The sequence below is a fragment of the Candidatus Zixiibacteriota bacterium genome (genome assembly GCA_014728145.1).
Lineage (GTDB): Bacteria > Zixibacteria > MSB-5A5 > JAABVY01 > JAABVY01 > WJMC01.
In genome coordinates this window covers 26132-44253 of sequence record WJMC01000087.1, presented here as the reverse complement: position 1 = coordinate 44253, position 18122 = coordinate 26132, and the positions used below count along the sequence as shown (strand labels likewise).

Here is an 18122-nt window from a genome sequence, read left to right as displayed (position 1 = left end):
GCTATCGACATCGAGGAATCTGAGCTCGGCAAATCGATCTTAAACGATATCGTTAAAAACGCTGAAATCGCCCGTGATGAGCAGGTTCCGATCTGCCAGGACACCGGCTTCTCGGTCTTCTTTGTTCGCATGGGTCAGGATTTGCGCCTGGTGGGCGGTGATTTTAACGATGCTTTTAACGAGGGCGTCCGCCAGGGCTATGCTGAAGGGTACCTGCGTAAATCGATCGTCTCCGATCCGCTCGAACGCAAGAACACCGGCGATAACACCCCCTGCATCATCAACCTGGAAATCGTTCCCGGCGACAAATTGGAAATCCAGTGCGCGCCCAAAGGTGGCGGTTCGGAAAATATGAGCGAGGTGAGGATGCTCAAGCCGTCAGACGGTGTCGAAGGGCTCAAGGATTTCGTGGTTGAAAGAGTCGAAAAATCTGGTGGTAATCCCTGCCCGCCGGTGATAGTCGGAGTGGGTGTGGGCGGAACATTCGACAAATGCGCGCAACTGGCCAAAAAAGCTCTCCTGCGCGAGGTCGGCTCGACTCATCCCAGCTCATACTATGCCGAGCTGGAGAAGGAGCTTTTGCAACTTGTCAACAAGACCGGTGTCGGTCCGCAGGGTCTGGGCGGAAGGGTGACCGCGCTGGCGGTTCATATCGAGGCTCATCCCTGCCATATCGCCAGTTTCCCGGTGGCGGTCAATATGCAGTGTCACGCCGCCCGTCACAAATCGATCGTTCTGTAAGGAGGCAATCAGATGAACAGCAATAAAATTCGGATAGAGACTCCCCTGACTGATGACCTGGTCAAGGAGCTGAAAATCGGTACCGAGGTACTGATAAACGGCACTATTTATACCGGCAGGGATGCCGCCCATAAACGCATGACTGATGCTCTGGCCAAGGGCGAAAAGTTACCGTTTGACCCCAAAGGGCAATTGATCTATTATGCCGGACCCACTCCGCCCAAGCCGGGCAAGGTAATCGGCTCCGCCGGTCCGACTACTTCATATCGCATGAACAAGTACGCTCCGGCTATGTACGATGCCGGCTTGAAGGGCGCAATCGGAAAAGGCGAGATGTCTGCTGAGGTGGCCGGCAAATTAAAAGAACATACAGGTGTGTATTTTTTGGCCATTGGCGGAGCGGGTGCGCTGATCTCACGCTCGATAACAGCCGCCGAAGTTATCGCTTATGAAGACCTCGGACCGGAGGCTGTGCGAAAACTAACGGTCAATGATTTTCCCGCAATCGTGGTCATGGACTGTTACGGCGGAAATCTCTTTCGTGAAGGTATTGAGAAATATAAAGTTGCTTAAAAAATACAAACTTTTGTTGACCCCGTCGCCTTGACGGGGTTTTTTATAGATATGCCTGGACTGTACGGAATAGTTTCGTTCGATAAAAAGCCTGATTCAAGATTATACGACTCACTGGGTAAGAAAGTCTCCGCTTTTGACAGCCCTGTGTACAGTTATCATGACGACTGTGTCCAGCTCGGTTTCAAGACGCTGAATATAATCGATATGATAGATCAGCCTTTCTTCGAACAGAGAATGCACCTGATCCTGTTCTTCTGGGGTGAAGTTTTTTCGGATCCGTTTGATGACCAATCGGTTTCACACTCGCTGTTCGATTTTTACCTCCATGACCGCCTGGATCGCCTGTCGGAAATTAACGGTTTGTACTCTTTCGTGTTGTGGGATGAGGGCCGGAAGAGACTGGTGCTGGGATCAGATATCTATGCTTCTCGACCGCTCTATTACTGTGAATATAACAACCAGCTTGTATTCAGCCCTTCCCCCCTGATTCTGGCCCAGGTACTGGGTAAAAGCAGAATCAATCGGGAAGTGATACCACAATTTCTGAGCACCGGTCTGATTCTGGGTGACCAATCGTTCAGCGAGGATATTCGCAAACTTCGCCATGGCCGTTACCTGGTCTATTCAGAGAAAGGCATCAAGCGCACGCGTTATTTTAAAGCCGAGTACAGGCCGGAAAAGATGAGTCTGAACGATGCCGCAACGACATTAGCGGAAAAGACTCACGATGCCGCGCAACGCATGACCGAGGGCAATATATCGCTATCTCTCTCTGGTGGCAGTGATTCGAGGCTGATGGCTATTTCGATGATCAAAGCGGGATACCGTCCGCCAGCATTCACTATCGGCCAGAGCAACAGTCGCGATATCGAGATTGCCGAGGATGTCTGCAAAGCCTTCAATCTGCGTCATCATCCGCTTGTAATAACACCCGACTTTTTGCCAGAGAACCTGCAGGAAGCGGTTTATAACACCCATGGTTATGATTCCGCCATCAATTTCCATGGTATTTCGATCCGCCATGAAGTCAAAAAGTTCGCAGATATTGTGGTTAATGCAATGTGGGGCAACAAATTCGTAGGGCACCTGAGCACGAAAATACTTCCGTTTTCGAAAGCCCGACATGATGATGACTTTTACAAGTATTTTCTGGACTGGCATCAAAACGGCTTCACGATTGACGAGCTGAAAAACATCTGCACAGTCGATCTTCCTTATGACAGCCTGGAGCGGGCTGTCATGCAGATTATTCGTGAAAACCGTCAGGATGATTACCTCCAGACATTTTTAACTATGGATCATTTTGAAGTTGGCAGTCAGTACATGATGGCCGGGCTCTGGCTCGAAAATGATCTTCTTGAATTCCGCAATATCTTCCTCGACTACGAACTGATGAAGTTTAATTTCAGTGTTCCCGCCGAATATAAACTGCTGATGAAACTGGGCCGGCATATCTGGCGCTTCGTATATCCGCAGGCAGGTAAAATCCGTTACCAGAGAACCAACCTGCCCCTGTCAGCCTCACTTCTCAGGGTTGCCTTCACACGCTTTATTGAATCCATCGCCAGAATCAAACATCCGCCAGGCATCTTCGATTACACGGATGCTTTCCGAAACCCGCTGGCAAACTGGCTGAAGGATATGCTCTGTTCAGATAAAACCCTCAGTCGCGAATACCTAAAAACGGAGATGCTCGACAGGATAGTGAACGATCATATCGAATCGAAAGCAAACAACACCGAAAAAATCGGCTTGCTCCTGACGTTCGAGCAAACTCTTCGCATACTCGAAGATGATTGACGCTTGATTAAAAATCCCCGTTTTCACTTGACAGATTTAAACTTGCTGAGTAAATTCTCCCATATGAGCATATGCTCATAATTGAAAGGAGTTCAGATGCCGCGTCCAGCACGTCGTCGTCGTGTGTGTTTTGATCCGGAGCGATTATTTTTCAAGCCGAGAGGCGTGCGTATGAGCGATCTTGAAACGATCGAACTGACACGCGATGAACTCGAGGCTATCCGTCTCTGCTATTTGGAGGGTCATTACCAGGAGGAGGCCTCGCGCCAGATGGATATATCCCGCCAGACACTTGGCCGGATACTATCCAGCGCTAACAGCAAGGTAGCTGATTTTCTGGTTAACGGCAAGGCACTCACTATTAATGGTGGTCATTATTACCGCGATAAATTGAATACAAATTTGAAGAAACGACATGGCAGGTTAAAAGGCTCGCAATCCTGTTACAAGAAGAACAACCGGGCCCTTACTTCTATCGACAAGGCGAAAGCTTCACGTAAGAACGACCTGCCGGAATAAACGGAGACCATATTATGGACACAAAAAGAATTGCTGTCGCAACCAGCGACCGGAAACATATCAGCAAGCATCTCGGGCGGTGCAAATACTTCGCCATATATACTATATCACCCGAGTCCGTCCAGGATAAGCAGATCATCGAAAACAAGTTCACCCATCACCGCCAGCAGGAGATTAAGCTGGGTGCGCCGATACAAGGTGAATTACCTCACAAGGGTGAAAAGCATGGTCACCATCACCACAACCACTCTCACAAGGGACTGATTGACGCTATCGCAGACTGCCAGGTTGTCTTGGCCGGCGGGATGGGTCAACGCTTGATGAATGACCTGCGGGAGGCCGGTATAAGCGCTTATGTTGTCGATGACGATGCCGAGATAGACGTTATCATAGATAAGTACATTAAAGGTGAACTGCAGGTATTAAAAGACTTTAAGTGCGGAGGCCACGAGCACGAAGCTTGATTGATTCTTAGAGAAAATATCGACTCGAAACAAAAGAGAGCATCACGGGTCCTGACCTATTCATTAGTTTTTTCGGAGTTTTTTTCTATCAGTTGTTTTTCGAGTTTACGAACCCGCCTGATCAGTTCCGGCAGTTTTTTTGTCGAGGCTTCGATTCGCTTTTGGTGCATAATCTCGGTTGCGGGCGAGCCAAAATATGCTTTGTCTGCTTCCAGCGATTTATTGACACCGCTCTGGGCCGCCACCATAACATTATCGCCAATTTCGATATGCCCCACGAGCCCGACCTGCCCGGCCAGGATAACATTGTTGCCGAGTTTGGTCGAACCGGAAATTCCGACCTGAGAAACAACGATACAGTTTTGACCGATCTTGACATTATGGGCGATCTGCACAAGGTTGTCGATTTTTGTGCCGCGACCTATCCTCGTTTCCCCCAAAGCGGCTTTGTCGATCGAGCAATTGGATCCGATTTCGACATCATCTTCTATCACGACAATCCCGACCTGGGGAATCTTGTGGTGATGGCCGTTTACCTGAGCGTAACCAAAGCCGTCGGAACCTACTACAGTCCCGCTGTGGATCTGCACCCGATCACCCAGCTTTGAACCTGCTCTCAGGGTGACGTTTGGAAACAGCCGGCATTCAGCACCAATCAGGCATCCCCTGCCGACGAAACAACCGGCCAGCACCTGAGTTTTCTCACCGATCGTGACACCGTCCTCGATCACTACACTCGGGCCGACATAAGCCGTCGAACTAATCTCGCAGTTTTCACCGATTACAGAGCTATCATGAATTCCCGGTTCATGCTGGTCCCCGTCGGCATAGAACAGTCGCAATGCCTGGGCAAATATGAAATATGGCTGGGGATGAACTATCAGGGTAGCCGGTGCTTCCACGACTTCGGGAGAGACAATGATTGCGGATGCCCGGGTGGTCTCGAGATACTTGTAGTATTTACTATTCGCCAGAAAAGCCAGGTCACCTGTCCCGGCGGACTCTATCGAAGCCATCCCGGTCAAGACGATTTCGGGATCACCCTTGAGTTCAGCGCCCAGCTTTTCAGCCAGGCGCCCTGTTGTAATCTCCATAGTTTACTACTGCGTTTTTTCGAGCTCGTCCAGCACCTTGTCGGTTATATCCAGGCTTTTCTTGGCATAGGCGATATTACCGTTAACTGAATCGAAGATATAATCGTAGTTATTGTCCTGAGCGATTTTTTCCAGAACAGCGGTTATCTTGTCCAGAAGCGGCTTGGTAAGTTCCTGGTTGCGCTGTTCAGCCTGACCGCCCTGGCCGAACACCTCGACCATATATTTCTGTAATGCGGCCTCTTTAGTTGCGATCACTTCCTCTTTTTTGGCACGGGCTTCTTCTGAGAGAAGCAGGGCTTTCTCGTTGAGATCACGCTTGAGGCTGTCGATCTCCTGTTCCATTTCCATCGCTTCTTTCTGCCAGGCATCGAGATCCTTGTCAAAAACTTCCTGCGCGGACTGGAATTCACGGTACTCACTGCGAATTCGGTAAGAATCAACATATACTATTTTTCCACTCTGGGCCACCATATCAGAAGCGAACTGGGGAACTCCAATCAGAGCTAGCAGAAGAAAAATAATGGTCTTCTTCATGACATCACCACTCTCTTACTTTTATGTTACCGATTTATTTTCGAACCTGTTTAGAACGTTGAACCGATCTGGAAATGAGGTTTCCAGCCGGGATCATCTTTGTCATAGCCATAAGCGAAATCGAATCCAAGGATTCCAATTCCAGGGATAACCACCCTGAAACCGGCCCCAATCGATCTCTTTAACTCACCCTTAAAGTCAAAAGGTCTAATCTGGTATCCGGCCAGCCAGCTGTTACCGGCATCGGCAAACAACAAGCCATAGATCTGCTGTTCGACTACCGGGAACTGGATTTCGGCATTGTAGACCAGCATCGATCGACCGCGGATATTGTAGCCGTCGTCATCCTTGGGCGTGACATCACCATCTTCATAGCCTCGAAGTGTGCCGTCGGGATCAGTTCCTCCGGGCGAAAACCGCTCTGTAAAAGGTACACCGTCGTCACCGTCAGGTGAATCAACGACACCCAGTTTCAACTTTCCTGCGAGTACGAATTTCCAGAACAACTTGTAAAAATGTTTTACTTCAAAGGTGTGCTTGTGGTACTGCCACTCTCCCCCCAGGGGACCACCGGCATACTCAACCGTGTAGGAGTGAACCGATCCTGATGTTGGAAACATCGGCAAATCACGTGAATCGCGCATCAATGTCGATGTCACCGAAGAGGTCCGGAGCCAATCCTCGTTAAATCGCGCCAGCGAATTCGGATCGGCGGCATAGACGGAATCCTCGAAATCATAATAGCGAATATCTTCCAGACGATAACTGGCGTAGACCCGGAAATAATCATCCGGCCATCTCAGGCGTCGTCCGAAGCGTACCGATCCGCCCCGGCGACCTTCCCAGAAGTCATCGTACCATTTACGATTGAGATTGTAGATCGAAGCCGAAAAGGAGGTCGGCGTTCCAAACAACCAGGGCTCTGTGAAAGACAGTGAAAGCGAATTGCGACGAGATCCGAACTCGGTCGAGAGTTGAAGCGTCTGGCCATTGCCTCGAAAGTTGGGCATTCCCAGCGAAACCGTTCCTACCAGCTTGTCCTGACCCGAGTAACCAGCGCCTGCGTTGAACTGCCCGGTCGGCTTCTCTTCGACTTCGAGAATCAGATCGACATCGCCATTGGGAAGAACCTTGAAATCCGGCTCAGCTTTGCCAAAGTAATTCAGGAGCATCACATTTCGCACAGATCTCATCAAAGCCGAACGGCGGAAAACCTGACCCGGTCGTGAAGCCATCTCGCGCCGGATAACCTTCTCCTTGGTCTTGGTATTGCCGTTTATGACGATCTTGTGGATCTTGGCCGGGACACCCTCGGAAACCTCGAATTCGATATTCAGGATGCTGTCGACCGTGCTGATGTTCTCAAAGATACGGGCATGAATATAGCCGTCTTCCTGGTAGACAGCATACAGTTCAGAAATCGATTCTTCGAATTTCTCGGAATTAAAAATGTCGCCTTCGTCGTATTTCAAACGGCTGTGGAGAAGCTTGTCGCCGTAGATTTTATTGCCGGTAAATTTCGTGTCGCCATAGCGGTATTGAATACCCTCATAGACTTCGATTTTGACAGTCATCCAGCGCGGATCGTCCTCGTGCACAATTACGGTATCGTGCAGAATATCGGCATCGAGATAACCCTTCTCATGATAAAACTCGATAATTTTTTCTTTGTCTTCTTCATGCTTCTCCGGATCAAAATTCCCCGAACGCAGAAAGCCCTTGGGTTTGTTACCCATCTTTCCCCGCAACTTGTCATCTGTGAAGACGTCGTTGCCCTCAAAGACGATATCCATGATACGGATCTTGGGGCCCTCATCGAGTTTAATCAGGAGTTCATGATTTAGCTGACTCCCCTCGACGGGCTTCAATTCAGTCTCGATATTTACCAGGTAATAACCCTTATCCTGGTATTTGCGGCGAATTCGTTCAGTCGCCTGCTTCAGTTCATGGGGTGGAATCTGTCGTCCGACCTCGATCGAATCAACCTCTTTGATATCATCATCATCGAGCTTGTCATTGCCGGAATACTCCACCCTTGTGACGCGTGGATATTCTTCAACCTCAATGATCAGGTCGATCGTCTGCTCGTCGGTCACCTCGCCCTTGATGCGCACATCGGAAAACAGGCCGAGACCATAGATAGCCCGGATCGCGTCCTGGGTCGAAGTCGAGGTCAGCACCGCTCCGATGGTGATATCAGCCACGGAAAGGATGAGCGAGCGATCGGCAGTCAGGTTGCCGCGCACCTCAACCGAGGAGATCGTGAGGTTTTGGGCCTCCACCGTGGAAGACCATGAAAATAGTGCGAATAGTAAAATCCCTAATAATAGAAAACGAGAACTCATCCTATATCCCGAATCCAGCCCGGTAGGTTCAGGGCACGGCAATCCTGTTGATTTTGATTTCCGTATAGGGCTGGCGGTGTCCGGCTTTGCGGCGATATTTAGTCCGGCGCTTGTAGGTGGAGACGATTATCTTATCCTCTTTGCCCTGATTGACCACTTCGGCTTCGACAGTGGCGTTTTCGACATACGGCTTACCTACCTTCGGCTCATCACCGCTGATCAGCAGAACCTTGTCAAAGCTCACCTTGTCGCCGACCGTGGACGCAAGCCTGGGGATATGGAGGGACTTTCCCTCTTCCACCTCGAATTGCAGACCGCCGGTTTCAATAACTGCGTACATCGATTCTCCTTTCGAATCTCGAAATCAAGCCGGAATTATACGAAAATCATTGCCCATGTCAAGATCATTTTAATTACCAAATTCTCATACTATTGTAAACAAAAAACATTTTGCAGTTCCAGCATAACTCAATATCCTTTCTTTTAGAAGAATTTCGCTTTCTGCTTGACCGCTGGATGTGGATTACTAATTTAAATAGATTATGTCCGATTTCGAGCTCGTATCATCATATAAACCGACCGGTGACCAGCCCCGTGCGATCAAAGAAATAACCGAGGGCCTCAAGGCCGGCAGGGATTTCCAGACGCTTCTGGGAGTAACCGGCTCGGGCAAGACCTTCAGCATGGCTAACGTGATCGCCTCTTACGGCCGTCCCACTTTGGTTGTATCGCACAATAAAACCCTGGCGGCCCAGCTTTACGGTGAATTCAAGGGCTTTTTCCCTAATAACGCGGTCGAGTTCTTTATCTCGTACTACGACTACTATCAACCGGAAGCTTATGTCCCTGCTACCGACACATATATCGAAAAAGATACCGATATAAACGAAGACATCGACCGTCTCAGACTGCGCGCCACATCATCATTGCTCCAGCGTCGGGATGTTGTCATAGTTGCTTCAGTATCATGTATTTACGGTATCGGTTCACCATCCGAATACAAGCGCCAGATAGTCCAGATCGAAGTCGGTCAGTCTGTCGACAGAGACGAATTTCTGCGAGACCTGATAAAAATCCATTACAACCGCAACGATATCGACTTTTCCCGCGGAACATTCCGGGTTCGCGGCGATGTGATCGAGCTCTTTCCGGCCTATGAGTATATGCCCGTCCGGATTGAATTTTTCGGCGATGAGATCGAACGGATTACCACGATCGACCATATCACCGGTGAAATCAAGGAGGAACGGAGTTATCAGACCGTCTACCCGGCCAAGCATTTCATAACCAGCCCGGATCAATTGGAGCGGGCGATTGGCGACATCGAAAACGAGCTCTACTTTCGCCTCGATGAGTTCCGGAGCCAGAACAAGCTTTTGGAAGCCCAGAGGCTTGAATCACGTACCCAATTCGATATTGAAATGATGCGCGAAATCGGCTATTGCAGCGGAATTGAAAATTATAGCCGTCACCTGACCGGCCGTAAAGCTGGTGAGAGACCTTATACTTTGATAGATTTTTTCCCGGATGATTTTTTAATGATAATTGACGAATCGCATCAGACTATACCCCAGATCAACGGCATGTATTCCGGGGACCGCTCGCGCAAGATGGTATTGGTCGAACATGGCTTCCGCCTGCCCTCGGCTTTGGACAACCGTCCGCTTCTGTTCGATGAATTCGAGGGCATGATCGACAAGTGCATTTTCGTCTCGGCCACTCCCGCAGATTACGAGCTGAAAAAATGCGAGGGGGTTGTCACAGAACAGATTATCCGCCCGACAGGGCTGGTCGACCCGGAAATACTTGTCAGGTCGCTGGCTAACCAGGTCGATGACCTGATCGAGGAAATCCGCAAGCGTGTGAAAAAGAACGAACGGGTTCTGGCCACTACTCTTACCAAGCGGATGGCCGAGGACCTGACCGATTACCTGAAGGGCTTGAATATCCGTGTGCGCTACCTGCATTCAGAAATCGATTCGATAGACCGGGTCGAAATCATCCGTGGCCTGAGATTGGCGGAGTTCGATGTCCTGGTCGGTATCAACCTTCTGCGTGAGGGGCTCGACCTGCCGGAGGTCTCGCTGGTGGCCATTCTGGACGCCGACAAGGAAGGCTTTCTGCGTTCCGAACGGTCCCTCATACAGACTGCAGGGCGGGCGGCCCGCAATGTCAACAGCCAGGTGATTTTCTACGCCGACAAGATCACCAAATCTATGAAAAAAGCGATCGACGAAACCAACCGCCGTCGCACAATCCAGCTTGAATATAATAAAAAGCATGGCATCGAGCCTGCTACGATCTTCAAGTCCAGAGATGAAATCATCCGTTCGACAGCATTCGCCGACTCCAAATCGAAAGAGGAGGAACAGGTTCTGCTACCAGACTTCTTCAAACACCTGGAAAAATCGCAACAACGCAAATTCCTCAAGCAGGCTATGAAACAAGCCGCTGACAATCTCGAATTCGAGGCGGCGGTGTATTATCGTGACCAGCTCGGAAAACTTGACGGTTCCCAGCGAACGAAATCCAAAAAAACACGTTAAATGATTAGAACTTTGGCTGAATTTATACATAAGAGGTGACTATGATTCGTAAGCTTTTTTTATCGATAAACTTACTGGTTATGGGAATGTTTTTGTCAGGTTGCGACAAAAAAGGGGATACACCGGTGACTAACCCGGATGCAATTGTCGAACTGTTGCAACAGGACGAGGATGCCCTGGTTACAAACGATCCGGATTTTATTTCTCCCGACACTTTAACATTTTATCCTGCCCTGGATGGCGATTTCCAGACACGCAGATTCGCGCTTATCCTCGATTCCGGAGTGACGTCATTTGAAGTCTTTCTGGGCGATGCGGTTACTGTCAACAACCTGCTGGCGCGGGAAGCCGAGGCCGAATCTCATTATGAGCTCTATTATACGCTTTGGCTGAGCAATCTGGACAGCGTCGTGGCCACCAAACAACTGGTTACCGACCTCGATGAGGCTTATAAAAACCATTACCTGCTCCAGCTCGGTTCCTCTGGCGGAACCTATCGCGGTTGGCTGTTCTGGGGCACAACAAGGCGCTTCGATCTGGTACGGCCGTTTCCGATCCTTAGCTGGACTTCGCAGGAAAAAGGTGAGATCATCGCTGATCAGGATGTTATCCTGCTTTCGGAATTTGTTGAATTCAATGAACGCGACCTGATATCAGTCACTTATACCGGCGGTCCCGATGATATCGCTTTCCTTACAATCAACGAGGACGGCACGCCCGAGCGTATCGAAATGAACAAACTTTCAGGATCTAACAACACCTATCGCGCGAGCTGGAGAATTTCCTCCAATCCGCTCGACAAACCGTTTTTCTACGCCGGCGTGGAGGTTTATGATTATGAAACCCTGGCTGATCCGGACAGCTCAAAAACCGATTTCTGGCTGAGCGGGTTGATGTATTCTATTGCTGAAGATTAATAATTATTACAATTCGGCACCAGATCGAATTGATCACAAAATCAACCGGTGACGGGTCGTGATTAAAAACTATTGACAATCATCCGAAAATGATTATATAAAAGAGCGAATTAAGGAGGATTATTATGGCAAAGAAACAGACCTTTGCAGATAAAGCCAAGAAGAAAAAGCAACGGGCCAAGTTTTGTTCCGTTTGCGAGTCGGAAGTTGAAAACATTATGATCGTGAAATCGGTCGAGCGACCCGACGGCAAAGGCTATAAGTTCAAACATGAAAACATCGGTCTCTGCAAATGCAATGAAAAAGAGGTTTTTGCTTAGACTGAACGAGTCAGATTTAATTTTTAAAACCAAGGGGTAAACTCTTGGTTTTCTTTTATTATATAATACATTGGAAAACCTCAAAACACGCATAGACACAGAGCTTCTCCCGTATATACTCAAGCCGGGAAGGCTTATAGGCAACGAATTGGGCGCAGTCGAGCCGAACGGTGATGATAAAATCTCGGTCGCGCTGGCATATCCGGATTTGTATGACCTGGGGATGTCGAATCTCGGTTTATCGATTCTATACCATATAATCAACAGCAGACCCAACGGGCAAGCCGAGAGGGTTTTTGCGGTGACCGAGGATGTTTTTGAGCTGATGACCGAAAAGCATATACCGCTTTTTTCGCTCGAATCCAAGCGTCCTGTTAAAGAGTTTGATCTGCTCGGATTTAACGCCGCTACCGAATTGACTTTAACTAATATACTCGCCATGCTTGACCTGGCTGGTATTCCTCTGACCTCGCCTGAACGAAATGAGAACGATCCGCTGGTTGTGATCGGTGGTGGATGCGCCTTTAATCCGGAGCCGATGGCCGACTTCGCCGATTTCTTTTTCCTCGGTGATGCCGAAGAAGCGATTACGGAAATCATCGATTGTCTGAAAACAAACCGTGACAAAAACAGATCAGAGAAACTCTTCGAATTATCACAAATCGAAGGTGTTTACGTCCCTTCGTACTATTCAGCACACTATGACCAGGACGGTAAATTTGCCGGGCTGGAAGTTATCAGGCAGGGAGCACCTGCGAAAATCAAAGCTCGTACTGTCGAAAAGTTAAAGGACGATTTTTATCCCGCCACTCCCCTGGTCCCCGCGGTCGAAGTCGCCCATGACCGCCTGGCAGTAGAAATCATGCGCGGATGCGGTCATGCCTGCAGGTTTTGCCAGGCCACGGTTATATATCGACCGGCCCGCAGGCGTAAAGTCGATGACATCGTACGACAGGTCGAAGTTAATCTTGCCAACAGCGGTTACAACGAGGTCACTCTGCTATCACTATCGTCGGGAGACTACCGCGATATAGAAACGCTTGTGGCACGACTTGCCAAACGGCTCAAAAAGAATCGCATTACTATCTCGCTACCATCTTTGCGCATCTCGAGTATGTCGTTAGAACTGGCCGAACTTGTCACTTCTAATCGCAAGACCGGGCTGACGTTCGCGCCTGAAGCAGGTACCGATCGTTTACGCAAAGTGATCAATAAACCGCTGAGAGAAGAAGTTTTGGTCGACGTCTTGACGGAAGCTTTCAACAAAGGCTGGATGACGATCAAGCTGTACTTCATGATTGGACTGCCAACTGAAACCGATGAAGACCTGACGGCTATTACCGACCTGCTCAACAAGCTCTCACGTATCTCCCGAAAATTCAAAGGTCGACGCAACATCAATGTCACCCTATCCCCCTTCTGTCCCAAACCACATACTCCCTGGCAGTGGGAACGGCAGGCCGAGATCGACGAGATCTATGAGAAGCAGAGGCTGTTGAAGAAGACCATCCGCGGAAGAAACGTAAACCTTAAATTTCACGATCCTCATATCACCTGGCTCGAGGGAGTCCTGGGACGGGGTGACCGACGGCTCGGAAAAGTTATCCTGCGGGCCTACCGTATGGGAGCGAAAATGGATGGCTGGAGCGAGTCATTTCAATTCGAGACCTGGCAGAAAGCTTTTGAAGATGAGCAGATTGACCCGTGTATGTATCTCAATGCGAAATCGACTTCACAACCTCTGCCCTGGGATCATATCGAAAAAGGCTTATCCAAAGAGACATTGATAAAACAACTGACTGTTTCGCGGGGTTTGACAGATGTTGTAACCTCGCTCGACCGCGATAACAATCAAAGCGGGGAAAAAGTATCAGCAGAGAACGCCTCCTCAGCTTCCGGTATCAGCTACGGGCGGGCTCCCAAAGCCCTCAAGCCACAGGCCGATAAAACCGTCCCGCAGAGCAGGCTCAGGATACGCTGGGGGCGAAGCGGCCCCTCGAGGTTTTTGTCACATCTCGACAATATGCGCGCGATTGAACGAGCACTCCGGCGCGCCAACCTGCCCCTTGCATATTCCCAGGGCCATAAACCCCATCCGAAGCTGAGTTATGGTCCCCCGCTGGCGCTTGGATTTACCTCCGAAGCTGAATACCTGGATATCCAGCTTGAAGTCCCGGCCCAGAACTATATGCTCGAAAAATTGTCCCGAAAATTCCCACCTGATTTTCAGCTCTATGAGAGTAAGACCGTCTTTGGCAAAGCGACATCGTTGTCTTCACAGTTGAACCTGGCAGTCTACCAGATCAAGGTCGATCGTCCTGTTGATGAATTGCTTCTTAAAACCGATCGGATCCTGACCGCTGACGTAATTACTATTCAGCGTGAGACTAAAAGCGGCCAGCAGGAATTAGACATTCGCCGGGGAATTATCGACCTTAAAGCCGAGAAAATTTCTGAAGCCAGTACCCTGTTAACATTAGAAACCGCCATGGCCGACCTTGGTTTCGTCAAGGTTCAGGAAGTTCTCGAATTCGGCTACGGTTTCAATACAGAGGAGATCATGGGCTTCACGATTCATCGCAAAAATATGTTCCGTCTCGAGGATGGCAGACGGTTCGATCCATTTGAACTGCTCTGAGACAATCTAATTCTCAGTTTATTGTTGAAAATTTGGACTCCCTGCATTTATTGGCTGTATAACATTTTTGGAGTAGCAATGAGGTTATGGACTTAGAATTATCAGATAAGCTGCAGAAGCTCAAACCGCTCTGGACAATCATCAAGTATGGAGCGGTCTTTCTGGCTTTTTTCATGGTCATGTTCCTGCTTTTCGACCACGTGTTCATGCCGGTATATACCCGCCACGGCACCGAGTTTCCACTTCCCAACCTGCTGAACAAATCGTACGATGAAGCCCTGCGTCTGGCGGAAGCTTATGAATTCCAGGTGGTGATCCGGGGCGAACAACCCTCACCCAACATCCCGGAAGGAACGGTGCTTTCGCAGGTGCCCAAAGCCGGCACGATGATCAAGGAAAATCGTGAAGTCAAGGTGATAGTCTCCTCCGGGGTATCTATGAGTGAGGTCCCGGACCTGAGCCGTTTCTCGATTCGCCAGGCGGAACTGAAGTTGCCTGAAAACGGTCTCAAAGTTAAGAACTACTACTGGACTGAAACTGACACCCTGGCCCGGGATGTAATCTCTTACACTATACCCCCGGCCGGCGCACTGGTGCCAAAAGGCTCGGGAGTTGATCTGTATATAAATCGAGGAACGACTGAAGAAGAGGGTTATATACCCAAACTCCTGGGCAAACCCCTGGCGGAGGCGCGGGAGATGCTCGACAGCCTGGGTTTCAATGAACCGCGTATCGAATATGTCACCAACCCGCTTCTGTTACCCAAAATCGTAACTTATCAGAATCCTCCACCCGGAACTCGTGTCCGCTTTGATTCGGCACAGATTCTGGTGGTGGTACCCTCGGGAGAATGATGATCAAATTGTCACCCTCGATACTGGCGGCCGATTTCGGCCATCTCGAAGATGAGATCAGGCTGACTGAAAAATCCGGTTGCGACTGGATTCACCTGGATATCATGGACGGGCACATGGTGCCCAATATCAGCTTCGGACCGGATATCATCAAGTATGTCGACTCCAGAACCGACCTGTTTTTGGATTCACACCTGATGATTTCCAATCCTGATAAATATCTCGAAATCTACGCAGAAGCGGGTAGCGACCTGATCACGATCCATTATGAAATTGAAATGGATACAATCCCGCTTTTGAAGAAAATCCGGTCGCTGGGCAAAAAAGCCGGGCTTTCGATCAATCCCCACACCGCATTTGAGGCGGTATTCGAACCGCTTCAATACTGTGACCTGCTTTTGATCATGACGGTTCATCCCGGTTTTGCAGGTCAGAAGTTTAAGCGCGATGTAGTTCCCAAAATCCGCCAGGCTCGTGAATATATCGATTCTCACAATCTGTCGATTGAAATCCAGGTCGACGGCGGTATCGGATTGAAAACAGCGCCCCGGGTGATAGAAGCCGGTGCCGATGTACTGGTAGCAGGATCGGCCTTCTACAAATCGGGCGATTATGCGGATTTTACACGTAAGATCAAGGCGCTCAAAGCCGAAAACTAATTAAACGCTCCCCGCATTATATTAAAAATCGCTTGCCAAACCGAAAATATGTAATATATTTCTGGTTTGTCTTGAAGGATATTTTTTTATGTTCAATGAGTTGAGTGACAAATTAGAATCGGTCTTTAAAAAACTTCGCGGCCATGGCAAGCTGAACGAAAAGAATGTCAAGGACGCCTTGAAAGAAGTCCGTTTGGCGCTTCTGGAAGCCGATGTCAATTTCCGGGTTGTCAAAAAATTCGTAAAATCCGTGACCGAAGAAGCGCTCGGCGCAGAAGTACTGCAATCGATTTCACCCGGCCAACAGATCATCAAGATCGTGCACGACAAGCTGGTCGAGATACTCGGGGGTGAGTCGGATCCGATCAGGATATCTTCCGCGCCCCCCACAGTGATCGTGCTGGTAGGCTTGCAGGGTTCCGGTAAAACGACTATGTGTGGTAAACTGGCACTGCATTTTCGCCAGAAAAACAAGTCACCGCTTTTAGTGGCCGCTGATGTTTACCGGCCGGCCGCTGTCGATCAGCTCAAAACTCTCGGAAAATCGATCGAGATTCCCGTGTTTCACGAAGATGTCAAGCCTCCTGAGATGGCCAAAAAGGCGCTGAAGGCCGCCCGGGATAACAACCATGATGTCCTGATCGTCGATACTGCCGGAAGGTTGCATATTGACGATGCCCTGATGGAGGAACTCGAGAACATAAAACAAGAAATCGATCCCGATGAGGTGCTTTTGATTGCTGATGCCATGACCGGGCAGGATGCAGTCAATATCGCCAGCGAATTCAACAGCCGACTCGATCTGAGCGGTGTGCTTTTGACTAAGATGGATGGCGATGCCCGTGGCGGTGCCGCCCTGTCGATCAAGCAGGTCACCGGTAAGCCGATAAAAATGGTCGGTGTGGGCGAGAAACTGAGCGACCTGGAGGTCTTTCATCCCGACCGCATGGCTTCGCGTATTCTGGGAATGGGCGATGTCATCACGCTGGTTGAAAAAGCCCAGGCGACAATGGACGCCAAAGAGGCAGAAAAGCTGGAAAAAAAGCTTCGCAAGGAAACATTTACACTCGAAGATTTTTATAACCAGTTACAGCAGTTGAAAAAGATGGGGCCACTGGAATCTCTGGTCGGTATGCTTCCAGGTGTCGGCAATGCCCTGAAAGGGATCAACGTCGATGATTCCGCCATGAAACGGGTCGAGGCCATCATCCAGTCGATGACACCTGAAGAGCGCCGTAAACCCGATATCCTCGATGGTTCCCGTCGCAAGCGGATAGCCGAGGGGTCCGGCAACAGCGTGGTTGATGTGAACCGCTTGATGAAACAGTTCAATATGATGCAAAAAATGATAAAAAAGTTTTCCCGCGGGCAGATGAAAGATTTTGCTAAGGGATTGTTTTAATCTATTTAAGGAGGTTGTTTTTTGGCTGTACGCATACGCTTGAGGAGAATGGGAGCGAAGAAGAGGCCGTTTTATCGTTTTGTTGCCGCTGACAGCAGGTCTCCGCGTGATGGACGGTTTATTGAGATTCTTGGTTATTACAATCCGATTGAAAAACCTGCCAAAGTGGTGGTTCAGGAAGACAAGGTATTCAAATGGCTCCAAAACGGTGCTCAGATGACAGAGACGGTTGCGACTCTGTTTAAAAAAATTAATGTGCTGGACAAATGGGAAAAGATCAAAGCTGGAGAATCCGGTGATGATATCCAGGTCAAGGACACCATTGAGGAACGCAAGAAGAGAACCAGGCGTGCCAAGAAAGCCAGTGCATCCGAAGAAGAAGCTGAAGCTAAAGCTGAAGAAGGAAAATCAGCCGAAACTGAAGAGGCTAAAGAGGAGTAGAACCAATCTTCCCACTCATTGCAAGGGAGTGTACTGTGAAAGAGTTCATTGAAACCATCGTAAAGCATCTGGTTGACCAGCCTGATGAGGTTCGCCTGACTGAGGTTCAGGGCTCCAAGACTACTGTTTACGAACTCAGAGTAGGTCCCGGGGACCTGGGCAAAGTTATTGGTAAAAAAGGCCAGACCGCCAAATCTATCAGGACACTGATCGCGGCAATCAGCGCCAAAAAAGGCCAGCGTGCCGTTCTGGAAATATTAGAATAGTGC

General features: G+C 49.3%; 18 protein-coding genes. 14 read left to right on the top strand and 4 right to left on the bottom strand.

Going from position 1 to position 18122, the window contains the following annotated elements; all coding sequences use genetic code 11:
• Positions 1–3: 3 nt before the first annotated feature.
• From GF404_05740 to GF404_05720, 5 genes are all read left to right on the top strand, one after another.
• Positions 4–741, top strand: coding sequence for a fumarate hydratase (locus tag GF404_05740; protein ID MBD3381684.1), 738 nt, complete (start codon positions 4–6; stop codon positions 739–741).
• Positions 742–753: 12 nt separating this feature from the next.
• The gene (locus GF404_05735) at positions 754–1314 is read left to right on the top strand and encodes a Fe-S-containing hydro-lyase (protein ID MBD3381683.1); all 561 of its coding nucleotides are present in this window, start codon (positions 754–756) and stop codon (positions 1312–1314) included.
• 51 nt (positions 1315–1365) lie between these two features.
• Entirely contained in the window at positions 1366–3117 is a 1752-nt protein-coding gene (locus GF404_05730; GenBank protein MBD3381682.1) for a hypothetical protein, read from the top strand.
• 96 nt (positions 3118–3213) lie between these two features.
• On the top strand, positions 3214–3636 hold the full coding sequence (locus GF404_05725) for a DUF134 domain-containing protein (GenBank protein ID MBD3381681.1): 423 nt from the start codon (positions 3214–3216) through the stop codon (positions 3634–3636).
• A gap of 14 nt (positions 3637–3650) precedes the next feature.
• Complete coding sequence (locus GF404_05720; GenBank protein ID MBD3381680.1) at positions 3651–4100, top strand: hypothetical protein; 450 nt, start codon at positions 3651–3653, stop codon at positions 4098–4100.
• Between the two features lie 56 nt (positions 4101–4156).
• Here the strand turns inward: GF404_05720 and lpxD are convergent, their stop codons facing one another.
• The 4 genes from lpxD to rplU are packed head-to-tail and all read right to left on the bottom strand — an operon-like array spanning position 4157 to position 8416.
• On the bottom strand, positions 4157–5194 hold the full coding sequence (gene lpxD / locus GF404_05715) for a UDP-3-O-(3-hydroxymyristoyl)glucosamine N-acyltransferase (protein MBD3381679.1): 1038 nt from the start codon (positions 5192–5194) through the stop codon (positions 4157–4159).
• Positions 5195–5200: 6 nt separating this feature from the next.
• Positions 5201–5731, bottom strand: a complete 531-nt coding sequence (locus GF404_05710; GenBank protein ID MBD3381678.1) for a hypothetical protein — start codon at positions 5729–5731, stop codon at positions 5201–5203.
• A 50-nt stretch (positions 5732–5781) separates the two neighbouring features.
• Positions 5782–8076 carry an outer membrane protein assembly factor BamA gene (bamA, locus tag GF404_05705; protein MBD3381677.1) on the bottom strand — a complete coding sequence of 765 codons (2295 nt, stop codon included), beginning with the start codon at positions 8074–8076 and terminating at the stop codon, positions 5782–5784.
• A 28-nt stretch (positions 8077–8104) separates the two neighbouring features.
• Positions 8105–8416, bottom strand: a complete 312-nt coding sequence (rplU, locus tag GF404_05700; GenBank protein MBD3381676.1) for a 50S ribosomal protein L21 — start codon at positions 8414–8416, stop codon at positions 8105–8107.
• A 202-nt stretch (positions 8417–8618) separates the two neighbouring features.
• Here rplU and uvrB point away from each other — a divergent pair, with 202 nt between their 5' ends.
• From uvrB to GF404_05655, 9 genes are all read left to right on the top strand, one after another.
• Entirely contained in the window at positions 8619–10622 is a 2004-nt protein-coding gene (uvrB, locus tag GF404_05695) for an excinuclease ABC subunit UvrB (protein ID MBD3381675.1), read from the top strand.
• A gap of 41 nt (positions 10623–10663) precedes the next feature.
• On the top strand, positions 10664–11539 hold the full coding sequence (locus GF404_05690; GenBank protein MBD3381674.1) for a hypothetical protein: 876 nt from the start codon (positions 10664–10666) through the stop codon (positions 11537–11539).
• Positions 11540–11664: 125 nt separating this feature from the next.
• Positions 11665–11859 (top strand): hypothetical protein, encoded by a 195-nt coding sequence (locus tag GF404_05685; GenBank protein ID MBD3381673.1) that lies wholly within the window; start codon positions 11665–11667, stop codon positions 11857–11859.
• 70 nt (positions 11860–11929) lie between these two features.
• Positions 11930–14497, top strand: coding sequence for a TIGR03960 family B12-binding radical SAM protein (locus GF404_05680; GenBank protein MBD3381672.1), 2568 nt, complete (start codon positions 11930–11932; stop codon positions 14495–14497).
• Between the two features lie 86 nt (positions 14498–14583).
• Entirely contained in the window at positions 14584–15351 is a 768-nt protein-coding gene (locus tag GF404_05675) for a PASTA domain-containing protein (protein MBD3381671.1), read from the top strand.
• Positions 15351–16010, top strand: a complete 660-nt coding sequence (rpe, locus tag GF404_05670) for a ribulose-phosphate 3-epimerase (GenBank protein MBD3381670.1) — start codon at positions 15351–15353, stop codon at positions 16008–16010. The genes GF404_05675 and rpe overlap by 1 nt, the downstream gene beginning before the upstream one ends.
• Positions 16011–16098: 88 nt before the next feature.
• Positions 16099–17412, top strand: a complete 1314-nt coding sequence (locus GF404_05665; protein MBD3381669.1) for a signal recognition particle protein — start codon at positions 16099–16101, stop codon at positions 17410–17412.
• Positions 17413–17433: 21 nt separating this feature from the next.
• Complete coding sequence (gene rpsP, locus GF404_05660) at positions 17434–17853, top strand: 30S ribosomal protein S16 (GenBank protein ID MBD3381668.1); 420 nt, start codon at positions 17434–17436, stop codon at positions 17851–17853.
• 35 nt (positions 17854–17888) lie between these two features.
• Positions 17889–18119 (top strand): KH domain-containing protein, encoded by a 231-nt coding sequence (locus GF404_05655; GenBank protein MBD3381667.1) that lies wholly within the window; start codon positions 17889–17891, stop codon positions 18117–18119.
• Positions 18120–18122: the final 3 nt, after the last annotated feature.

Bases quoted from the DNA above. Each gene is read 5' to 3' on its own strand.
- GF404_05735 (MBD3381683.1), top strand. From the start codon at position 754: ATGAACAGCAATAAAATTCGGATAGAGACTCCCCTGACTGATGACCTG.
- GF404_05730 (MBD3381682.1), top strand. From the start codon at position 1,366: ATGCCTGGACTGTACGGAATAGTTTCGTTCGATAAAAAGCCTGATTCA.
- GF404_05725 (MBD3381681.1), top strand. From the start codon at position 3,214: ATGCCGCGTCCAGCACGTCGTCGTCGTGTGTGTTTTGATCCGGAGCGA.
- GF404_05720 (MBD3381680.1), top strand. From the start codon at position 3,651: ATGGACACAAAAAGAATTGCTGTCGCAACCAGCGACCGGAAACATATC.
- lpxD (MBD3381679.1), bottom strand. From the start codon at position 5,194: ATGGAGATTACAACAGGGCGCCTGGCTGAAAAGCTGGGCGCTGAACTC.
- GF404_05710 (MBD3381678.1), bottom strand. From the start codon at position 5,731: ATGAAGAAGACCATTATTTTTCTTCTGCTAGCTCTGATTGGAGTTCCC.
- bamA (MBD3381677.1), bottom strand. From the start codon at position 8,076: ATGAGTTCTCGTTTTCTATTATTAGGGATTTTACTATTCGCACTATTT.
- rplU (MBD3381676.1), bottom strand. From the start codon at position 8,416: ATGTACGCAGTTATTGAAACCGGCGGTCTGCAATTCGAGGTGGAAGAG.
- uvrB (MBD3381675.1), top strand. From the start codon at position 8,619: ATGTCCGATTTCGAGCTCGTATCATCATATAAACCGACCGGTGACCAG.
- GF404_05690 (MBD3381674.1), top strand. From the start codon at position 10,664: ATGATTCGTAAGCTTTTTTTATCGATAAACTTACTGGTTATGGGAATG.
- GF404_05685 (MBD3381673.1), top strand. From the start codon at position 11,665: ATGGCAAAGAAACAGACCTTTGCAGATAAAGCCAAGAAGAAAAAGCAA.
- GF404_05675 (MBD3381671.1), top strand. From the start codon at position 14,584: ATGGACTTAGAATTATCAGATAAGCTGCAGAAGCTCAAACCGCTCTGG.
- rpe (MBD3381670.1), top strand. From the start codon at position 15,351: ATGATCAAATTGTCACCCTCGATACTGGCGGCCGATTTCGGCCATCTC.
- GF404_05665 (MBD3381669.1), top strand. From the start codon at position 16,099: ATGTTCAATGAGTTGAGTGACAAATTAGAATCGGTCTTTAAAAAACTT.